This is a genomic window from Pararhodobacter zhoushanensis (genome assembly GCF_025949695.1).
Lineage (GTDB): Bacteria > Pseudomonadota > Alphaproteobacteria > Rhodobacterales > Rhodobacteraceae > Pararhodobacter > Pararhodobacter zhoushanensis_A.
On the sequence record NZ_JAPDFL010000001.1, the window covers coordinates 3,839,165 to 3,856,397 of the forward strand.

Annotated in this window: 19 protein-coding genes; 8 read left to right on the plus strand and 11 right to left on the minus strand. The window is 65.3% G+C overall.

Annotated features, from left to right (window positions below):
* Positions 1–104 precede the first annotated feature (104 nt).
* From OKW52_RS19055 to glmU, 5 genes are read right to left on the minus strand one after another with little or no spacing between them, the layout of a single operon-like run.
* Entirely contained in the window at positions 105–803 is a 699-nt protein-coding gene (locus OKW52_RS19055; RefSeq protein ID WP_264507102.1) for a DNA alkylation repair protein, read from the minus strand.
* Positions 800–1,339, minus strand: coding sequence for a DUF3833 domain-containing protein (locus OKW52_RS19060; protein WP_264507103.1), 540 nt, complete (start codon positions 1,337–1,339; stop codon positions 800–802). Before OKW52_RS19060 ends, OKW52_RS19055 begins: the two co-directional genes overlap by 4 nt.
* 54 nt (positions 1,340–1,393) lie before the next feature.
* Positions 1,394–1,936, minus strand: coding sequence for a pyridoxamine 5'-phosphate oxidase family protein (locus tag OKW52_RS19065; RefSeq protein ID WP_264507104.1), 543 nt, complete (start codon positions 1,934–1,936; stop codon positions 1,394–1,396).
* 1 nt (position 1,937) lies between these two features.
* The gene (gene glmS, locus OKW52_RS19070) at positions 1,938–3,755 is read right to left on the minus strand and encodes a glutamine--fructose-6-phosphate transaminase (isomerizing) (protein WP_264507105.1); all 1,818 of its coding nucleotides are present in this window, start codon (positions 3,753–3,755) and stop codon (positions 1,938–1,940) included.
* A 2-nt stretch (positions 3,756–3,757) separates the two neighbouring features.
* Entirely contained in the window at positions 3,758–5,107 is a 1,350-nt protein-coding gene (glmU, locus tag OKW52_RS19075; RefSeq protein WP_264507106.1) for a bifunctional UDP-N-acetylglucosamine diphosphorylase/glucosamine-1-phosphate N-acetyltransferase GlmU, read from the minus strand.
* A gap of 179 nt (positions 5,108–5,286) precedes the next feature.
* Between glmU and speB the strand changes: the two genes are divergently transcribed.
* Together speB and OKW52_RS19085 are read left to right on the plus strand one after the other, a co-directional pair.
* The gene (gene speB / locus OKW52_RS19080; protein ID WP_264507107.1) at positions 5,287–6,249 is read left to right on the plus strand and encodes an agmatinase; all 963 of its coding nucleotides are present in this window, start codon (positions 5,287–5,289) and stop codon (positions 6,247–6,249) included.
* Positions 6,250–6,392: 143 nt separating this feature from the next.
* Positions 6,393–6,821 carry a DUF1499 domain-containing protein gene (locus OKW52_RS19085; protein WP_264507108.1) on the plus strand — a complete coding sequence of 143 codons (429 nt, stop codon included), beginning with the start codon at positions 6,393–6,395 and terminating at the stop codon, positions 6,819–6,821.
* Between the two features lie 80 nt (positions 6,822–6,901).
* On the opposite strand, the gene OKW52_RS19090 is transcribed toward OKW52_RS19085, so the two are convergent.
* The 4 genes from OKW52_RS19090 to OKW52_RS19105 are packed head-to-tail and all read right to left on the minus strand — an operon-like array spanning position 6,902 to position 9,522.
* Positions 6,902–7,744 carry an ATP-binding protein gene (locus OKW52_RS19090; protein ID WP_264507109.1) on the minus strand — a complete coding sequence of 281 codons (843 nt, stop codon included), beginning with the start codon at positions 7,742–7,744 and terminating at the stop codon, positions 6,902–6,904.
* Positions 7,741–8,628 (minus strand): twin-arginine translocase subunit TatC, encoded by an 888-nt coding sequence (gene tatC / locus OKW52_RS19095; RefSeq protein ID WP_264507110.1) that lies wholly within the window; start codon positions 8,626–8,628, stop codon positions 7,741–7,743. Before tatC ends, OKW52_RS19090 begins: the two co-directional genes overlap by 4 nt.
* A gap of 2 nt (positions 8,629–8,630) precedes the next feature.
* Positions 8,631–9,260, minus strand: coding sequence for a Sec-independent protein translocase protein TatB (gene tatB, locus OKW52_RS19100; RefSeq protein ID WP_264507111.1), 630 nt, complete (start codon positions 9,258–9,260; stop codon positions 8,631–8,633).
* Between the two features lie 31 nt (positions 9,261–9,291).
* On the minus strand, positions 9,292–9,522 hold the full coding sequence (locus tag OKW52_RS19105; protein ID WP_264507112.1) for a twin-arginine translocase TatA/TatE family subunit: 231 nt from the start codon (positions 9,520–9,522) through the stop codon (positions 9,292–9,294).
* 128 nt (positions 9,523–9,650) lie between these two features.
* Between OKW52_RS19105 and OKW52_RS19110 the strand changes: the two genes are divergently transcribed.
* Positions 9,651–10,004, plus strand: a complete 354-nt coding sequence (locus OKW52_RS19110; protein ID WP_264507113.1) for a helix-turn-helix transcriptional regulator — start codon at positions 9,651–9,653, stop codon at positions 10,002–10,004.
* Between the two features lie 91 nt (positions 10,005–10,095).
* The gene (locus OKW52_RS19115; protein ID WP_264507114.1) at positions 10,096–10,464 is read left to right on the plus strand and encodes a hypothetical protein; all 369 of its coding nucleotides are present in this window, start codon (positions 10,096–10,098) and stop codon (positions 10,462–10,464) included.
* Between the two features lie 88 nt (positions 10,465–10,552).
* On the opposite strand, the gene OKW52_RS19120 is transcribed toward OKW52_RS19115, so the two are convergent.
* Positions 10,553–12,148: an acyl-CoA dehydrogenase family protein gene (locus tag OKW52_RS19120; RefSeq protein ID WP_264507115.1), complete on the minus strand. Its 1,596-nt coding sequence runs from the start codon at positions 12,146–12,148 to the stop codon at positions 10,553–10,555.
* 163 nt (positions 12,149–12,311) lie between these two features.
* Between OKW52_RS19120 and OKW52_RS19125 the strand changes: the two genes are divergently transcribed.
* The 4 genes from OKW52_RS19125 to OKW52_RS19140 all read left to right on the plus strand — a co-directional run bounded on the left by OKW52_RS19125 (position 12,312) and on the right by OKW52_RS19140 (position 16,437).
* On the plus strand, positions 12,312–12,608 hold the full coding sequence (locus OKW52_RS19125) for an FtsB family cell division protein (RefSeq protein ID WP_264507116.1): 297 nt from the start codon (positions 12,312–12,314) through the stop codon (positions 12,606–12,608).
* A gap of 137 nt (positions 12,609–12,745) precedes the next feature.
* Complete coding sequence (gene pdhA, locus OKW52_RS19130; protein WP_127105594.1) at positions 12,746–13,735, plus strand: pyruvate dehydrogenase (acetyl-transferring) E1 component subunit alpha; 990 nt, start codon at positions 12,746–12,748, stop codon at positions 13,733–13,735.
* 13 nt (positions 13,736–13,748) lie between these two features.
* Complete coding sequence (locus OKW52_RS19135) at positions 13,749–15,119, plus strand: pyruvate dehydrogenase complex E1 component subunit beta (RefSeq protein ID WP_264507117.1); 1,371 nt, start codon at positions 13,749–13,751, stop codon at positions 15,117–15,119.
* Between the two features lie 10 nt (positions 15,120–15,129).
* Positions 15,130–16,437, plus strand: a complete 1,308-nt coding sequence (locus tag OKW52_RS19140) for a pyruvate dehydrogenase complex dihydrolipoamide acetyltransferase (RefSeq protein ID WP_264507118.1) — start codon at positions 15,130–15,132, stop codon at positions 16,435–16,437.
* A gap of 163 nt (positions 16,438–16,600) precedes the next feature.
* On the opposite strand, the gene OKW52_RS19145 is transcribed toward OKW52_RS19140, so the two are convergent.
* Entirely contained in the window at positions 16,601–17,233 is a 633-nt protein-coding gene (locus OKW52_RS19145; protein WP_264507119.1) for a CDP-alcohol phosphatidyltransferase family protein, read from the minus strand.

The following is a 17,233-nucleotide window of genomic DNA, read 5'->3' on the forward strand; positions in this document are numbered from 1 at the left end:
GCAAATATCCACCAGGGGGTCCGGGGGACGCGTGCGTCCCCCGGGCGGGGGCGGGTGGCAACCCGCGCGGGCGCGAGGGGGCTCGATGCCCCCGAGCGCCCGCCCTACCCAGCCAGATGCCGCAACGCTTCCTTGCGTGCGAAGGACTTCAGCCCCGCGCCATGCTCGGCCATCCACGAGCGCGTGCGCTCGGGATCGTGCTTGGACAGATCGCGCAGCCACCAGCCGACGGCTTTCTGGATGAACCAGTCGCGGTCGGTGACATAGCCCGCCGCCCAGCCCAGCACGCGCTCGCGCACCGCCAGATCCTCGGGTTTCGGGTTCGGCATCCGCGCCCAGGGCAGCGTCATGACCAGCGCGGCGCGGCGGGTCCACATGTTGGGGCTGGCCGTCCAGCCCTCGACCACGTCCAACCGCGACGGATCCACCACCAGCCGCCGACCGCCCGCCGAGCTGGCGAAATCCGACACTGCCCAGCCTTCGAACCCCTCGGCCCAGCTGGCAATCAGCGCCCAGACGGCGGTGTCATCGGGCCGGATGCGCGCCTGCGCCAGCAGTTTGGCCGCCGCCAGCATCGCCTCATGGATACCGCTGTCCCAAAGCCCGGCCGCCAGCGCGACGCGCTCGTCCAGCGTCGCCGCCGCGCGCCAGCCCTTGACCAGTTCGTCGATCTGAGGGTTGCTCAGCCCCAGATAGGGCCGGTCGATCTTGTGATAGGCGCGCATTTCCTCGGCCCGGACCGGATCGGCAAGGGCGTTCAGCGTGGCGAGGGCGGCGTCGGGTGATACGTCTTGATCATTCATACTCGGGTCATTTCAAAGCGGACGCGCCCGACGGGAAGACCCCAGCGGCGCACGATCGCCTCGTTGATAACCCGCCCGTCCGGCGCGCGATAGATCACGTCGGAAAATGCCAGCCGGGTCACGCCCTCAAGCGATTCGAAATCGGCGGTGTAAGTCAGGCGGATGGTATCGCCCTCCTCCACCACCTCGGCCACCCCCACGGTATCGTCGCGACGCCCGGTCCAGCGGCCCGGCCCGGCGCGGTCAAACACCCAGGTCAGCCGCCCCGTCTGCCCGTCGTCATAGGTGAAATCCTCGGCCACGGTCAGACGATCGCCCTCCAGCCGTCCGTGCAGCTGCGCGCTGAAACGACGCTCCGAGCCGGTCAGGTCAACGTGGAAGACGCCGCGCCCGCGCACCTCGCCGACGAACACATCGGTCAGCGTGATCGGTCCGCCCGGCACGTCGGGGGCGTCGGGTGTCCGGGCGCAGCCCGCAAGGGTGGCGGTGCCGAGCGCGGTGGCACCAAGGATGACTGTGCGGCGGGTGAGGGTCATGGCGGGGCTCCTGATCAGGGTTCCCAAGGGATACGGCCCCCTGCCCCGACCGGATCAGTCCAGAAGGCCGGTCGGAAACCCGTCAATCGTCTGGCGGTTCTTCTGCTCCCAATAGGCGCTCAACGCTTCGTCGTCCCGCTGCCCCGCCCATGTCTTCAGCGTATCGCGCTCACCGGCGAAGTCGAAATAGGGCACCGCATAGCCGCAGGAGGTCTGCACCAGATCGACGTCCAGCACATAGATCTGCCGCGCGCCGGGGATCGGATCGAACTGCGCATAGAGCGCATCCCACTCGGCATCGCGGGCATAGACCGCCCGCGCAGAACCATAGGCCCGCAGGATCACCGGGCGTTTGGTAAAGCTGCACCACATCACCGTCATGCGCGGGTCAAGCCGAAGATGGCCGTCAGTCTCGTTCCCCGAGCCGGTCACATTCAGCCAGATCAGCTGGTTCGGCCCGGTCACGCGCAGGCTGTCCATGCCCTTGGGCGACAGGTTCACCCGTCCGGTGGGCGCGGCGGTGGCGACGAAGAACATCTGTTGCTCGGCGATCAGCCGCAGGTGGTCGTCCGCGAAGCTGGGAAATTGTTTGGCCATGTCACTCCACCGTCACCGATTTCGCCAGATTGCGCGGCTGGTCCACATCCGTGCCCCGCGCCAGCGCTGTGTGATACGCCAGCAACTGCGCCGGGACCGCGTAGACGATGGGCGCGATGAGTTCGGGCACCGTCGGCATCGCCAGCTGGGCCCAGACCTTGCCGGCCTCTTCAAGACCCGCGCGGTCCGAGATCAGCACCACCAGACCCTGCCGCGCCATGACTTCCTGCATGTTCGAGACGGTCTTGTCGTAGAGCGCATCGCGCGGTGCCAGCACGATCACCGGCATCGTCTTGTCGATCAACGCAATCGGCCCGTGCTTCAGCTCGCCCGAGGCGTACCCCTCGGCGTGGATATAGCTGAGTTCCTTGAGCTTGAGCGCCGCTTCCAGCGCCAGCGGGAACATGACGCCCCGGCCCAGAAACAGCGCGTGCTGGGATTCGGCAATCTTGGCAGCCAGCGTCTTGATATCGTCTTCGCGGTCCAGCGCCTGCGCCAGCAGGCCGGGCAGCACCTTGATATCGGCCAGCTTTGCGGCCAACTGGGCCGCATCCAGCCGTCCCCGATCCTGCGCGGCCTTCAGCGCCATCAGCAGCAGCACGAGCAGTTGCGCGGTGAAACCCTTGGTCGAGGCGACGGAAATCTCAGGGCCCGCCAGAATCGGCAGCGCCACATCGGTTTCGCGCGCAATGGACGAGGTGGGGACGTTGACCACGCCAATCGTGCGCGACAGCTTGCCCTCGACATGGCGCAGCGCCGCCAGCGTGTCGGCCGTTTCGCCTGACTGGCTGACGAAAATCCCGATGCCCTTGTCGCTGAGCACCGGCTGGCGATAGCGGAACTCGCTGGCGATATCGATGTCGCAGGGCAGCCCGGCGATCTGCTCGAACCAGTATTTCGCCACCTGCGTGGCATAGTGCCCGGTGCCGCAGGCGACCATCGTCACCCGGTCGCAGGTGCTGAAATCGACCTCGGGCGGAAAGGCCAGATCGGTGCCGTCGGGGGCCAGATGGAAGGCCGTCACCGCGCCCAGAACGGCCGGTTGCTCGGCAATTTCCTTGGCCATGAAATGCTTGTGCCCGGCCTTGTCGATGCGGGTCTGTTCCAGCTGGATGCGGGTCACCGAGCGGTTCACCCGGTTGCCAGCCATGTCATAGAAGGTCGCTCCGGCGCGGGTGAGGACAACCCAGTCGCCCTCTTCGAGATAGGTCACGAGGTCCGTCATCGGCGCCAGCGCGATGGCGTCCGAGCCCAGATACATCTCGCCGGTGCCATGCCCCACGGCCAGCGGCGAGCCTTTGCGCGCACCGATCATCAGATCGTCGTGGCCTTCGAACAGGAAGGCCAGCGCGAAAGCCCCCTCCAACCGCTTGAGCGTAGCGCCGACGGCCTCTTGCGGCGTCATGCCCTGGTCCAGCAGGTGCCGCGTCAGCAGCGCGACGGTCTCGGTGTCGGTGTCGGTCTCATGCGCCAGCCCGGCGGCAGCGAGTTCCTCCCGCAGGATGCGGAAGTTCTCGATGATGCCGTTATGCACGACCGAAACCGGGCCCGAGCGGTGCGGATGGGCGTTGCCGACATTCGGCTCGCCATGGGTTGCCCAACGGGTGTGGCCGATCCCGGCCTTGCCCGCCAGCGAGTCGTGCACCAGCAGATCCGACAGGTTCACCAGCTTGCCGACCGCACGGCGGCGGTCCAGAACACCGGCGTTCACCGTGGCGATGCCCGCGCTGTCATACCCGCGATATTCAAGCCGCTTGAGCGACTCCAAGATCAGCGGTGCCACCTCATGCGACCCCAAAACCCCGACAATGCCGCACATGCTCAGCCCTCTTTCTTTTTTGCTTTCAGCGCCCGCAGACGCTCCATCAGGCGAATGGCCAGCCCCGGCTTGTTCTCTTGCTTGGCCCGTCCCAGCGCCAGAGCGCCCGCCGGTACGTCACCGGTGATCACCGACCCCGAGCCCGTCATCGCGTCATCGCCCAGCGTGACCGGCGCCACCAGCATGGTGTCCGAGCCGATGAAGACCCGCTTGCCGATGGTCGTGCGGTGCTTGAACACGCCGTCATAGTTGCAGGTGATGGTGCCCGCGCCGATATTGGTCTTCTCGCCCACGTCGGCGTCACCGATGTAGGACAGGTGATTGACCTTCGCCCCCTCGTCCAGAATCGCGTTCTTGATTTCGACGAAGTTGCCGATGTGGACATCCTCGGCCAGTTCTGCCCCCGGGCGCAGGCGGGCGAACGGCCCGACGGTTGCACCGCGGCTGACGTGGCAGCCCTCGAGATGGCAGTAGGCGCGAATGGTCGCTTCGCTTTCGATGGTGACACCCGGGCCAAAGACCACATTGGGGCCGACAACCGCATCGCGACCGATCACCGTGTCCAGCGCGAAATAGATTGTCTCGGGCGCGATCAGGGTCACACCATCATCCAGCGCCTCGGCCCGTTTGCGCGCCTGAAAGGCGGTCTCGGCGGCGGCGAGTTCGGCACGGGTGTTGATGCCCAGCGTCTCGGCCTCATCGCAGCGGACCACGCCGACCGAGAGCCCCTTTTGTCTGGCAATAGCAACAATGTCGGTTAAGTAGTATTCGCCCGCGGCGTTATCGTTACCAACACCGTCAATAAGTTCGAAAAGTGTCATCGCATCCGCGCAGACCACGCCCGAATTGCACAAGCGGATGGCCCGCTCGTCTTCGCTCGCGTCCTTGAATTCGACGATGCGTTCCAGCTGCTCGCCCTGCATCACCAGTCGCCCATAGCGGCCGGGATCGGCAGCCTCGAACCCCAGCACGACCACGCCATGCTTGTTCCGAGCGTCGCGCATCCGCTCCAGCGTGTCGCCGGTCACGAACGGCGTGTCGCCATAGAGCACGACCGCGTCACCCTCGAACCCGTCAAGCCCTTGCCGCGCCTGAGCAACGGCATGGGCTGTCCCGCGTTGTTCAACCTGATGGGCGATCAGCACATCGGGGTCTTCCCCCCGCGCAGCCTTGGCCACGGCTTCGGCACCGTGGCCTGTCACGACCACCACACGCTCGGGCCCCAAGGCGGCACCGGCGCGCATCGCATGCGCCAGCAGCGGGGCACCGCCAAGAGGGTGCAGCACCTTGGGGCGTTCAGAGTTCATCCGGCTGCCAAGACCGGCAGCGAGGATCACGAGGGATACGGACATAAGGGACGCCTGCTCTGGTTTCGGCCCGTTTTACGCTAGCCCGGGGTCAATGCAAGGAGCGGGCCGATCACACCGCGTGACAGGCTGAAACACAGGCAAAACCGTGCTCAAAAGACCGCGCTTGCGTTTGTCGGCTTTGTTTGGTCCTGTCGCGAAAACACAGGCGAAGGGGGAAGGCGATGGCGCTCGAAGATGCAAAGACCGAGGTTGACGGGGCATTCACCCGGCAAGACCGGCGCGGACTGTCGTTCGAGAATGCCTTTGGCGGGGCCACCAGCTTTTTGCGACGTCAGTATTCAAAGGATCTGACCGGGGTAGACCTTGCTGTGACCGGTGTGCCTTTTGATCAGGCGGTGACGCACCGGACCGGCACCCGCTTTGGCCCGCGCGCGATCCGCGAGGCGTCGACCCTGCAACCCTATGACCCGCCCTATGGCTGGGGTTTCGACCCGTTGGGCGAGTTCAGCGTGGTAGACTACGGCGATCTCGCGTTCGACTATGCCAAGACCGCGGACTTCCCTGCCACCCTGCGCGCCCATATCGGCGGCATCCTCGACGCGGGCGCAGGCTCGCTTGTGCTGGGCGGGGATCATTCGATCACCTTGCCGATCCTGCAAGCCCATGCCGAGCGGTTCGGGCCGCTGCGGGTGATCCAGTTCGACGCGCATTCCGACCTGTGGGTCGATGACGATATGGACCGGATCGACCACGGGACGTTCATGTACAAGGCGGTCAAGACCGGGCTGGTGGACGCGAAGAATTCTGTCCAGATCGGCATTCGCACGGAATGCGAGGATTACCACGGTTTCAACGTCATCGACGCACCGGCAGTGCACCAGATGGGTCCGGCCGCCGTGGCTGCTCGGGTCAAGGAGGTCGTCGGCGACGCACCGTGCTACCTAACCTTCGACATCGACGCGCTGGACCCGGCCTTTGCGCCGGGCACGGGCACGCCGGTCTGGGGCGGGCTGGCCAGTTGGCAGGCGGCAGCGATCCTGCGCGGGTTGGCGGGGGTCAATCTGACCGGCGGCGACGTGGTCGAGGTGTCGCCGCCCTATGACACCACCGGGGCGACAGCGGTGGCCGGGGCGCATGTGGCGATGGAAATCCTGTGCCTGTGGGCCTGGACCCGGCGGAGGTGATGCGCGGCAAACGGGCTGCCGGCGCGTGTGAAATCCGGCGCGCGGGGCTTTTGTGACCCGCGACCGCCGCAGACCTGTTGACTCATGGCTATCGTACGACACTGTCGAAACAGTGTTTCTCCGACGAGGATAGTATGGTTCGTATGGCGACGTGGTTTCTCTATCTGGTGCTGATCGTGGCGCTCGCCTTCATCGGCTTTGCCGCCTGGGTCCGCTTTGCGCCGTCGGACCCGGCGGTCTGGCACGTCGATCCTGTCACCGCGCCGACACCGTCCTCGCCCAATGCCGCGCGGGTTGAGCGGCTGGTGGCGCTGCCGGTGGATCAGGTCGTAACGTATATCGAGACGCGCGCCCGGGCGGAAGGCGCGACGCTTCTGGCCGGGGATATCCGGTTCGGCACCTGGATCGCGCGCACGGCGCTCATGCGCTACCCCGATTACGTGTCGATCCGCCTGACGGCCGAGGGAGAGGGTACGCGCATCGTCGCCCTGTCGCGCGCGCGGTTTGGCTATTCGGATCGGGGTGTCAACGCGGCACGTCTGGGGCGCTGGTTGCCACAAGCTGCGCCATGACGGTGCGCTGAAGCGCACCCTACCCCACGCAGGCGACGGCGGTTCCCACCGGTGTAGGGTGCGCTTCAGCGCACCCTCCTTCAGATCGCCTTGCCCATCCGCCCGGCCAGATCGCAGAAGAACTGCCAGGCGACCCTGCCCGACCGGCCCCCGCGTGTGGCTTGCCATTCGATCGCCTCGGCGCGCAGCACTTCGGGGTCGATGGTCAGACCGTATTGACCGACATACCCGTCGATCATCGCCAGATAATCGTCTTGGGTGCAGGGATGAAAGCCCAGCCACAGACCGAAACGGTCCGAAAGCGAGACCTTCTCTTCGACCGCTTCCGCCGGCGAAATCGCCGTCGAGCGCTCGTTCTCGATCATATCGCGCGGCATCAGGTGGCGGCGGTTCGACGTCGCGTAGAGCAGCACGTTATCCGGCCGCCCCTCAAGCCCGCCATCGAGCACCGCCTTGAGCGATTTGTAATGCGTGTCGTCATGGCTGAAGCTGAGGTCATCACAAAACAGCACAAACCGACGGTCCGGCGCGCCGCGCAGATGGTTCAGCAGGCGTCCGACCGACGGCAGATCCTCGCGCTGGATCTCGACCAGTGTGCAGGGCAGGCCCTGCGCCAAAACCTCGGCATGGATCGCCTTGACCAGCGACGATTTCCCCATCCCGCGCGAGCCCCACAGCAGCGCGTTGTTCGCCCCATAGCCGCGCGCAAACTGCAGCGTGTTCTCCAGCAGGATGTCGCGGACCCGGCCGATCCCCTTGAGCAGCGCCAGCGGCACGCGGTTCACGCGGGCGACGGGTTCCAGCCGGTCAGGGGCGGTGTGCCAGACAAAGGCGTCGGCCCCGGAAAAATCCGGGGCGGGCGCGGGTGCAGGGCTGAGACGCTCAAGCGCCTCGGCGATACGGGTCAATAGCAGGTCGGTCATTCCAGATCTTCGGGGTCCAGGAGGCCTTCGGCCATCAGAGCAGCATTGCGCTTCTTCTCGACGCGGGTGACCAGGATCACCGAAATCTCGTAGAGCATGTAGACCACGCAAAACAGCACGATCTGTGAAATCACATCCGGCGGCGTGGCCACGGCGGCCAGCGTCAGGATACCAACGACCGCCCATTTGCGCCCGCGCCGCAACGCGTCGGCCGAGATCAGCCCGGCTTTGCCCATCAGCGTCAGCAGAACCGGAAGCTGGAAGCACAGACCAAAGGCGATGATGAATTTGGTGGTCAGCGACAGGTATTCATTGACCGAGCCCTGAAAGGCGATGCCCGCCCGCTGAAGCGATTCAATCGCGCCTTGCGGATCGGCGATGGCGTCAGGAGCGGTCGTTACCGGCCCGGCCCCGTCCATGCCGAACTGCTGGAAGCCCAGAAAGAACGTGTAGCCCATCGGCATGATCACGTAATAGGCGAAGGATGCGCCCAGAAAGAACATCAGCGGTGAGGCCACCAGAAACGGCAGAAACGCATTCTTTTCCGTCTTGTAGAGGCCCGGCGCCACAAAGCGCCACAGCTGGAACGCGATCACCGGGAAGGCCAGCACGAAGCCGCCCAGCATGGCGATGTTGACGGCTACGAAAAAGCCTTCCTGCAGCTGGATCAGCACGAGGTTACAGGCTTGGCCCTGCGATTCCAGCGCGTCGCAGAGCGGCTGGGTCAGGAAGTTGAAGATCGGGTTCCAGACCATGAAGCACAGCAACATCGCGATCACGAAAGCGACCAGCGATTTGATGATCCGGTTGCGCAGTTCGGCCAGATGCTCGATCAGCGGGGCCGAGCTGTCGTCGATATCGTCAGGGGTGGTTGACTTGGCCATGCTCAGGACTCGGTCTTGCTCGAGCGTTCAGGCTCGCTCGAAGGGTCACGTGCGCTCGAAGGTTCTGGGCGCGCAGGCGCAGCGGCAGCCGCTTCGGCGTCACGCTGGGCGCGCAGTTCGGCGGCTTTCAGGCGCGCGGCCTCGGCCTTTTTGGCGCGCTTGATGCGCTCGGCCTCGGTCGCCGAGGCGGCGGCGTTGCGGGCGGCCAGATCAGCGTCGTGAGATTGCGCTTCGACCTCGTCGGCAGCGCTTTCGTCGGGCTCGATATCGACCGGCTTGGCGACAGGCGCCACCTCAACCGGCGTCATGCCCGGCTTGGCGTTGGCCTTGGTCTGCGCAGCGGGTTTGCCCGTGCGGCCAATGTCGCGGAACTCTTTTTCGATGTCATCGAAACCGGCGGCTTCCTTGATGCTCGCCCCTGAGGTCGTGCGCTTGAAGTCCTTGACCAGATCGTTGACGCCCGTCTCTTTGGCCGCAACGTCCATCGCGCGCTGAAACTCGCGCGCCATGCCCTTGGCCTTGCCCGTGACCTGACCCAGCGTGTGGAACATCTTTGGCAGGTCTTTCGGACCCACCACGATCAGCGCCACAACGCCGACCACCAGCATTTCAGACCAGCCGATGTCCAACATAGACCCGCTCCTTGTTGCCGACCGGTAAGGGTCAGGCGTTGTCGCGGTTGGTGGGGGTCACGTCGCGGGCAGTGTCAGCGGTCGCATCGGCGTCGCGCTGGTTTTCCAGCTCTTCGCTGCCGTCCTTGATGCCGCGCTTGAAGGCAGTGATGCCCTTGCCGACTTCGCCCATCAGGCCGGCGACTTTGCCGCGCCCGAACATGACCAGAACCACGACAGCGATGAGAAGCAGGCCGGGAAGGCCGATATTGGTCAGACCCATGCGTCACTCTCCTTGGGTTGATAGCAATTCGATGGGGCAGGTTTATTGCGCATTGAGCGCCGATCAAAGGGTCGAATGGGGTGGCGCTGCGGCTCTGCTGACAGTATTTTGTCAGTTGGGGGTGCGCGATGAACCGCGATCAGCGACTTTACGACCTGGTGCAGATCCTGCGCGACGGCAAGCTGCATACGGCGGGTGAGCTGGGTCAGACCATGGGCGTCTCGACCCGTACGATCTGGCGCGACATGGCGATGATGGCGGCCACGGGCATTCCGGTCGAGGGTGAGCGGGGTCTGGGTTATATCCTGCGCACACCGCTGGTCCTGCCGCCGACCGCGTTGACGCAGGATGAGGCGGGGGTGCTGGGCGAGGCGCTGCGCGCCATTGCCGACGACCCGGCGCATCCGCGCGCGCGGGCTGCCCGAACGCTGCTCTACAAGATCGCCACGCTGTTGCCGCAGGCCGGGTTGGGGGAACCGTGATGTCGCTTGCTCTTGAACCGGGGACCACCCTGCCCCTATCTGCGATCGAATGCGGCGCGGTGAGCGGCGCGGCAGCTTTGAGGTCTGAGACATGCGCAATGCAGCCCTGATTCTGGGCATCATCGGTGGCCTTCTGGCGATGATCGTCGGCTTCTTCAGCTATGGCTATACGGTGCTGACCGAGAGCCATCAGGAAGTGAGCCAGTTCTTCGGCCCGGTTCAGGATGTGCAGATGATCCGGCTGGCCAGTTTCCTTGGCCCCCTGCTGGCGATTGCCGGGGGGGCGATGGCGCGGGTGCGGGCACTTTGGGGCGGCGTGCTGATGCTGGGTGCGGCGGGGCTTTTGTATATGGCCTTTGGCTTTGGCGTGTTTACCATGTTCCCGATCGGCTTTTGCTTGGTCGGCGGGTTGCTGGCCGTGGCGGCGGGCAAGCCCGACGAAGATAAATCGCATTTCTGAAGGATAGGCGGTGGGGTGAAACCCCACCCTACGCCCCGGCGCACCGTAGGGTGGGGTTTCACCCCACCATAACCGGGGACAGCCATCCTCACACCGCGCCGAGGATCGCCTCGGTATCCAGCGGCCCCACTGCCCCCGCCACCCGGCCCCGCGCATCCATCCGCACCGCCAGCCATTCGCCGGCCAGCGGGCTGTCAGCCAGCATCACCGCGCCCGTCAGCAGCGCCGCCAGCGATTCCGCAAACCAGCGCGCCTGTGCCTCGGGTGGCAGACCGGGCCAGCGGTCACGGTGCGCGTTCAAAGCCGTGTCGAACCGCCCGTCCAGCCCGCGCGCCGCATCCAGCCGCGCGTTCAGTTGCGCGCCCGCTTCTGGTTCACGCGCCAGGGTTCGCAGGATGTCGAGACAGATCACATTGCCCGACCCTTCCCAGATCGAGTTGAGCGGGGCCTCGCGGTAGAGCATCGGCAGCGGCGTGTCCTCGACGTAGCCCATGCCGCCAAGGCACTCCATACATTCATAAATCATCCCCGGTGCGGCTTTGTTTGACGCGAATTTGGCCAGCGCCACCGCCAGCCGCGCATAGGGTCTCCGCGCCGGATCATCGAAAGCCCGCGCCACATCCAGCGCCAACAGCAGCGCGCCTTCAGCCTCCAACGCCAGATCGGCCAGCACCGCCTGCATCAGCGGCTGATCGACCAGCCGTTTCTGAAACACCGTCCGCCCCCGCGCCCAGTGCAGCGCCTCGCCCAAGGCTGCGCGCATCAGCCCGGCGGGGGCCATCGCGGTATCGAGCCGGGTGTGGTGGACCATTTCGATGATCGTCTGCACGCCCCTGCCCGGCGCGCCCAGCCGCTGCGCATAGGTGCCGTCGTATTCGATCTCGGACGAGGCATTGGCCTTGTTGCCCAGCTTGTCTTTCAGCCGCAGGATGGTGAACGGGTTGCGCGTGTCGTCGGGCAGCCAGCGCGGGACCAGAAAGCAGGTCAGCCCCTCGGGCAGTTGCGCCAGCGTCAGGAAGCCGTCGCACATCGGGGCCGAACAGAACCATTTGTGACCATAAAGGCGATAGCCCGCGCCGTCAGGTTCCGCCCGCGTCGAATTGGCCCGCACGTCCGAACCGCCCTGCTTTTCGGTCATCGCCATGCCGAGAGTCGCAGCCCTCTTGCGATCCACCGAGATCATCGCCGGGTCATAGGCCCGCGCGGTCAGCCGGGGTTGCCAAAGGGCGGCGAGGTCAGCGTCGGCGGCGAGCGCGGGAACGGCTGCGTAGGTCATGGTCATCGGGCAGCAGACGCCCGGTTCGATCTGACTGAACATGTAGTTGATCGCAGCGTGCCGCAGATGACTGCCGGTGCCGTCCCATGCCGTCGCAGCGTAGCCCGCCTCAAGCCCCAGTGTCATCAGCGTGTGATAGCCGGGGTGGAAGTGAACCTCGTCAATGCGGCGACCGGTGCGGTCAAAGGGGCGGAACTCGGGCAACCGCGTTTGGGCATCGTGTGCCGCTTCGCGCATCCTGCGCGACCCCAACGCCGCCCCCAAAGCGGCCAGGTCTGTATCCTCACCCACGATCCGGCGCAGGCTGCGGTCGGCGGCCCAGGGGTCACGGAACGCAGGCGTCGGCTGGTTGAACACCTCATGCGTGCGCAGATCACTGCGCGGGGCGCTGGCGGGGGTGTCGGTCATGGCTGTCTCCCTTTGCGCCAAAAGGTGCCCCCGGCAGGTTGAGTCGGGCAAGCGTAACCCCGCGTCGGCGGCGGGGTGCCGCCAGAGCGAACGAGGGATTCCTTTTGCCGTCGCGCTGTGGCAGACTGCGCGAAAGGCCCGTCCAGAGGCCATGAGCAGCATCATGAACCGCAAACGCCCCCGGTTTACCCCGGTTATCTTTTACGCCATCGCCGGAACCTTCGGCGTGTACCTGACCTTTGCCGCCGTGCAAGGAGAGTACGGGCTGTTCCGCCGCATCCAGATCGACGCCGATGCCGCACAACTGCGCGACGAGCGCGACAGGCTTGCCGCCGATCTGGCGGTGCTGGAAAACAACACGCGCAGGTTGTCGGACCAGTATCTGGACCTCGACCTGCTGGACCAGCAAGCGCGCGATGTGCTGGGCTATGTGCGCGGGGACGAGATCGTCCTTCGCTGATCCGATTTTCATGTTAGGCTGGCCCTCTGCCGTGCCCTGCACGAGCGGGTGGGAATTCGCACTCGCTTTTTTGGAGGGCTTCGTGTAATAAATGGTTTAGTGTTAAACTATTCCCGACGCGACCAGGGGAGGCGCCGATGGCTGCGAGAAAAACGACCGAGAAATCAAACATCTCGGGGGAAGAACTGCTTAAATATTACCGTGAAATGCTGCTGATCCGGCGATTCGAGGAGAAGGCTGGCCAGCTGTATGGCATGGGTCTGATTGGCGGTTTCTGCCACCTCTACATCGGCCAGGAAGCCGTCGTTGTCGGCCTCGAGGCCGCCGCGAAAGAGGGCGACAAGCGCATCACCAGCTACCGTGACCACGGTCACATGCTGGTCGCGGGGATGGATCCCAAAGGTGTGATGTCAGAACTGACCGGCCGGTCTGGAGGCTACTCCAAGGGCAAGGGCGGCTCGATGCACATGTTCTCGAAAGAGAAGCATTTCTACGGCGGCCATGGCATCGTCGGCGCGCAGGTGCCGCTGGGCACGGGCCTCGGCTTTGCCGACAAGTACAAGGGCAACGACAACGTCACCTTCGTCTATTTTGGCGATGGCGCGGCGAACCAGGGCCAAGTGTACGAAAGCTATAACATGGCCGAGCTGTGGAACCTGCCGGTTGTCTATGTGATCGAGAACAACCAATACGCCATGGGCACCTCGAACAAGCGCTCGACCAAATCCCCCAACCTGTGGGAACGCGGCGCGGCCTACGGTATCAAGGGCGAGTCGGTTGATGGCATGGACGTGCTGGCGGTCAAGGCCGCTGCCGAAAAGGCCGTTGCGGCCTGCCGCGCAGGCGATGGCCCCTATATCCTTGAGATGATGACCTATCGCTACCGCGGTCACTCGATGTCGGACCCGGCCAAGTACCGGACCCGCGAGGAAGTCGAGAAAATGCGCAGCGAGCGCGACGCCATCGAGCGCGTGCGCGAGATGCTGATGACCGGCGGTCTGGCCTCGGATGAGGATCTGAAAGCCATCGACAAAGAGATCAAGGCCATCGTCAACGAAGCCGCTGAATTCTCGAAAGAAAGCCCCGAGCCGGATGTTTCCGAGCTTTGGACCGACATCTACGCCTGAGGGAGGACACTCAATGGCCATTCAGATTTTGATGCCCGCCCTCTCGCCGACGATGGAAGAGGGCACGCTGGCCAAATGGCTGGTAAAAGAAGGCGATACCATCACTTCGGGGATGATCATCGCTGAAATCGAGACCGACAAGGCGACGATGGAATTCGAAGCCGTCGACGAAGGCACGATGGGCAAGCTCTTGGTTGCCGAAGGCACCGAAGGCGTGAAGGTCAACGACCCGATCGCCGTGCTGCTGGAAGACGGCGACAGCGCCGATGCAGGGGCCGAGGCCGCCGCCCCCAAGGCCGAGGCCGCGCCCGCCGCTGCCCCCGCCACCGCCAAACCGGCCGAGGCTCCGGCTCCGGCTGCGCCTTCCGCGCCCGTCACACCCGACTGGCCCGAAGGCACCAAGATGAAGTCGATGACCGTGCGCGAGGCCCTGCGTGAGGCCATGGCCGAAGAGATGCGCGGCAATGAGAACGTGTTTCTCATGGGCGAGGAAGTCGGCGAGTATCAGGGTGCCTACAAGATCAGCCAGGGCCTGCTGGACGAATTCGGCGCCAAGCGCGTCGTCGACACGCCGATCACCGAAGCTGGCTTTACCGGCCTTGCCGTCGGCGCGGCCTGGGGCGGTCTGAACCCGATTGTCGAGTTCATGACCTTCAACTTCGCCATGCAGGCCATCGACCACCTGATCAACTCGGCCGCCAAGACCAACTACATGTCCGGCGGCCAGATGCCCTGCCCCATCGTGTTCCGCGGACCCAACGGCGCTGCGGCCCGTGTCGGCGCGCAGCACAGCCAGTGTTATGCCGCGTGGTACAGCCATATCCCCGGCCTGAAAGTGGTGATGCCCTACACCGCCGCCGACGCCAAAGGTCTGCTGAAATCGGCGATCCGCGACGGCAACCCGGTGGTGTTCCTTGAAAACGAGATCCTCTATGGCCGCACCTTCGAGGTGCCGGATATGGACGATTTCACCATTCCGCTCGGCAAGGCCCGCATCGCCCGCGAGGGCAAGGATGTGACCATCGTCAGTTTCGGCATCGGCATGACCTACGCGCTGGAAGCCGCGGAAAAGCTGGCCGCCGACGGCATCGACGCCGAGGTCATCGACCTGCGCTCGATCCGCCCGATGGACACGGCGGCGATCCTGGCTTCGGTGAAGAAGACCAACCGTCTGGTCACCGTGGAAGAGGGTTTCCCGCAAAGCTCGGTCGGCAACTTCATCACCTCGGTGGTGATGCAGGAAGCCTTCGACTATCTGGACGCGCCGGTGATCAACCTGTGCGGCAAGGATGTGCCGATGCCCTACGCCGCCAATCTTGAAAAGCTCGCGCTGATCACCACCGCCGAAGTGGTCGAAGCCGTGCACAAAGTCACCTACCGTTAAGGAGGCCGTCATGCCCGTGGAAATTCTGATGCCCGCGCTGTCGCCCACCATGGAGGAGGGCACGCTGGCGAAATGGCTGGTCAAGGAGGGCGACACCGTCACCTCTGGCATGGTCATCGCCGAAATCGAGACCGACAAGGCGACGATGGAGTTCGAGGCCGTCGATGAAGGCACGATCGGCAAGATCGTCATCGCCGAGGGGACGGAAGGCGTGAAGGTCAACAGCCTGATCGCCGTGCTGCTGGAAGAGGGCGAAAGCGCCTCGGACATCGGCGCGCCCAAGGCGGAGGCGGCTCCGGTCAAGTCTGAGGCCAAGTCTGATGCCAAAACCGAGACCAAGGCCGAGGCGGTGACCGCCGCCCCGGCAGCGCCCGTGGCCGATGGCAAACGCGTCTTTGCCACGCCGCTCGCGCGGCGTATCGCCAAGGACAAGGGCCTCGATCTGGCTGCCGTGACGGGCTCTGGCCCGCATGGCCGTATCGTCAAGGCAGATGTCGAAGGGGCCACCGCCAGCCCGAAATCCGCGCCCGCCGCCGCTGCACCGGCCCCTGCCGCTGCCGCTCCGGCGAAAGCCGCGATGGCCAGCGGTGCTTCGGCTGAAACGGTCCTGAAGATGTTCGAGGGCCGCGCCTATGAAGAGGTCAAGCTCGACGGCATGCGCAAGACCGTTGCCGCCCGCCTGACCGAAGCCAAGCAGACCATCCCGCATTTCTACCTGCGCCGCTCGGTGCAGCTGGATGCGCTGATGGCCTTCCGCGCACAGCTCAATGGCCAGCTGGAAAGCCGGGGCGTCAAGCTGTCGGTGAATGACTTCATCATCAAGGCCTGTGCCATGGCGCTGCAAAAAGTGCCCGATGCCAATGCGGTCTGGGCCAGCGACCGGATCCTGCGGCTCAAGCCGTCGGATGTGGCGGTGGCGGTGGCGGTCGATGGCGGGCTCTTCACCCCCGTGATCAAGGACTCGCATCTCAAATCGCTGTCGGCCCTCTCGGCCGAGATGAAAGACCTCGCCACCCGCGCCCGCAACCGCAAGCTCGCGCCGCATGAATACGTCGGCGGCAGCTTCGCGATCTCCAACCTCGGCATGTTCGGCATCGAGAATTTCGACGCTGTGATCAACCCGCCGCATGGCTCGATTCTTGCCGTGGGCGCGGGACTCAAGCAGCCGGTGGTCAAGGCGGATGGCACGATCGGTGTCGCCACGGTGATGTCGATGACCCTTTCGGTCGATCACCGGGTGATCGACGGCGCGCTGGGGGCCGAGTTCCTGACGGCAATCATCGAGAACCTCGAGAACCCGATGGCCATGCTGGCGTAACGCCTTGCATATACACACCAAGACGGCCGCACCCCCTCGGGCGCGGCCGTTTTTCATTCGCGAAAGCCCGTGGCTTCATCTTGCCGCAAATACGCACGGGGATTTTCAAGGGGAGCGTGCTCCCCTTGAAGCAGGGGGTCCGGGGGCGGCAGCCCCCCGGCTCCTACCGTCCCGCAAGGCGCCCCAACACCCGCCGCGCCCGCAGACCCGCCGTTACCAGCGTGCCCAGCGCGATGACCGCCAGCGCGACGGTCAGCACGACCGCCGCCTGCGTCGTCCAGAAGGCCGCGACCACCGCGCCAAGGGTCAGCGCTGCCATCCGGTGCTGCTTGGCCATCGGCCCGCCGAAATCGGGCACGAACCCCTCGGCCCGGCCAAATTCGCGCAGATACGCCGTCCCGACGGCCAGAACCGCGCAGCCCAGCCCCAGCGCCGGGTGACCGGCGGCCAGCCCCGCGCCCCACAGCAGCAGGCTGTCAGCGACCCGGTCGGGGGCCTCGTTCCAGAACGCACCTTGCGGCGTTGCGCGTCCGCCTTCAACCGCAACCAGCCCGTCGACCAGATTGCACACCAGCCGCCCCTGTATCATCAGCGCCGCCAGCAACAGCAGCGCCCCTTGCCCCCATGACCCCGCCATCGGCGCGGCCCAGAAGGCGGCCAACCCGAGCGCCGCAAAGACCATCGAGACCTGCGAAATGCCGTTCGGCGTGGCCCCCCGTGCCGTCAGCAGCCGGGCCAGAGCGTGCATCGGTGCCAGCCGGCGGGCGGCAATCGGGCGGCGGTTGGGATCATCCAT